This is a genomic window from Streptomyces sp. NPDC040405, from assembly GCF_055595765.1.
This window is the reverse complement of the sequence record NZ_JBVIVI010000015.1, coordinates 52,037-54,136: the sequence shown is the minus strand read 5'-3', so window position 1 is coordinate 54,136 and position 2,100 is coordinate 52,037. Positions and strand designations below refer to the sequence as shown.

Annotated in this window: 2 protein-coding genes; both read left to right on the top strand. The window is 67.3% G+C overall.

Annotated elements, in window-relative coordinates; all coding sequences use genetic code 11:
• The first annotated feature begins 64 nt into the window (after positions 1 to 64).
• Positions 65 to 1,327: a hydroxymethylglutaryl-CoA synthase family protein gene (locus tag ACZ59A_RS38980; RefSeq protein ID WP_470969002.1), complete on the top strand. Its 1,263-nt coding sequence runs from the start codon at positions 65 to 67 to the stop codon at positions 1,325 to 1,327.
• Positions 1,315 to 2,100 (top strand): enoyl-CoA hydratase/isomerase, encoded by a 786-nt coding sequence (locus ACZ59A_RS38975; RefSeq protein ID WP_470969000.1) that lies wholly within the window; start codon positions 1,315 to 1,317, stop codon positions 2,098 to 2,100. The genes ACZ59A_RS38980 and ACZ59A_RS38975 overlap by 13 nt, the downstream gene beginning before the upstream one ends.

Genomic DNA, 2,100 nt, shown 5'->3' with positions numbered 1-2,100 from the left:
TGTGGCGGCCGGGAGGAATGCGGGCGTTAACAGCGCCGGCAGCACAAACAGGGGGAGTAATTTCATGACGCCCGTGGGCATCGAGGCGATGAACGTCTTCGCAGGCACGAGCTACGTCGACGTCGCCAAACTGGCGGACCACCGCGGACTCGACACCGCCCGGTTCGAGAACCTCCTGATGAAGGAGAAGACCGTCGCGCTGCCGAACGAGGACCCGGTGACATTCGGGGTCAACGCGGCGAAGCCGATCATCGACGCGCTCAGCGAGGAGGAGCGCGACCGCATCGAGATGGTGATCACCGCGACGGAGTCGGCCTTCGACTTCGGCAAGTCGATGAGTACCTACTTCCACAGCCTGCTCGGGCTGGGGCGCAACTGCCGCCTCTTCGAGATCAAGGTCGCGTGCTACTCGGGCGTGGCCGCCCTGCAGACGGCGGCGAACTTCGTGCTGTCGCAGACCTCGCCGGGCGCGAAGGCGCTGGTGATCGCCACCGACCTCACGCGGTTCATGGTGGCCGAGGGCGGTGACGCCCTGTCCGAGGACTGGTCCTTCGCGGAGCCCAGCGGCGGCGCGGGCGCGGTCGCCATGCTCGTCAGCGACAACCCGAAGGTCTTCCAGATCGACGTCGGCGCCAGTGGCTACTACGGCCACGAGGTGATGGACACGTGCAGGCCGCTGCCCGACAGCGAGGCGGGCAACGCCGAGCTGTCGCTGCTGTCCTACCTCGACTGCTGCGAGAACGCCTTCCTGGAGTACCAACGGCGCGTCGGCGACGTAAACTTCGTGGACACCTTCGGCTACCTGGCGTTCCACACGCCCTTCGGCGGCATGGTCAAGGGCGCGCACCGCAATCTGATGCGCAAGGTGGCGAAGGCCCGCCCGGCGGCCATCGAGGAGGACTTCACGCGCCGCATGGGGCCCGGTCTGACGTACTGCCGACGGGTCGGCAACGTCATGGGGGCGACCACGATGCTGTCGCTGGCCAGCACCATCGACAACGCGGATCTGTCCGGCGGCGCCCAGCGCGTCGGGGTCTTCTCCTACGGTTCCGGATGCTGCTCGGAGTTCTTCAGCGGGGTCGTACGGCCGGAAAGCCAGGCGCACCTGCGCCGGATGGGCATCGCGGCGTCGCTGGACGGCCGGTACGAGCTGGACATGGCGCAGTACGACCTGCTGCTCAAGTCCAACGACGCGGTCAAGTTCGGCACGCGCAACGTCGAACTCGCCGGGTCCACCGTCCCCGAGGCCAAGGCCGCGCTCGGCCGTGAGCTGCTGTTCCTGAAGCAGATCAACGAGTTTCACCGGGAGTACGAGTGGACCTCCTGACCGGCGTCACGTACGAGACGGTCGAGGTCCGGTTCACAGGCGAGATCTGCTTTCTGCGGATCAACCGGCCCGACGCCGAGAACCGGATCAACAGCCGCCTGGTCGAGGAGTGCGCGAGGGTCGTCGAGTTCTGCGAGGAGCACGCGAAGGTGCTCGTCCTCGAAGGGCTGCCCGAGTTCTTCTGCACGGGTGCCGACTTCCAGGAGATCAGCTCCGCGGGGGAAGGCGGCGGCTATGAGGGGTCGCACGCCGAGGCGCTGTACGACCTCTGGCTGTCGATCGCCCTGGGCTCGTTCGTCTCCGTCGCACACGTGCGGGGCAGGGTCAACGCCGGGGGAGTGGGCTTCGTGGCCGCCTGCGACGTCGTCCTGTGCGAGGAGAAGACGGTCTTCAGCCTGTCGGAGCTGCTGTTCGGCCTGATGCCCGCGTGCGTGCTGCCCTTCCTGATCAGGAAGGTCGGCGCCGCGAAGGCCAACTACCTGACCCTGATGACCCAGCCGGTCTCCGCCCGCCAGGCGCTGGACTGGCACCTGGTGGACGCCTGCGAGGAGAACAGCGCCAACCTGCTCCGCAGGCACCTCCTGCGGCTGCGCTACCTGCCGAAGACCGGCATCGCGCGCTACAAGAAGTACCTCGGAGCGCTCGACGACACCCTGGTCGCGTCCCGCGAGAAGGCGGTCGAGGCGAACCGGGAGGTGTTCTCCGACCAGGAGAACCTGGCCAAGATCTCGCGGTACGTAACGACGGGGCAGTTCCCCTGGGAGGAGGAGTAG

Bases quoted from the DNA above. Each gene is read 5' to 3' on its own strand.
- ACZ59A_RS38980 (WP_470969002.1), top strand. From the start codon at position 65: ATGACGCCCGTGGGCATCGAGGCGATGAACGTCTTCGCAGGCACGAGC.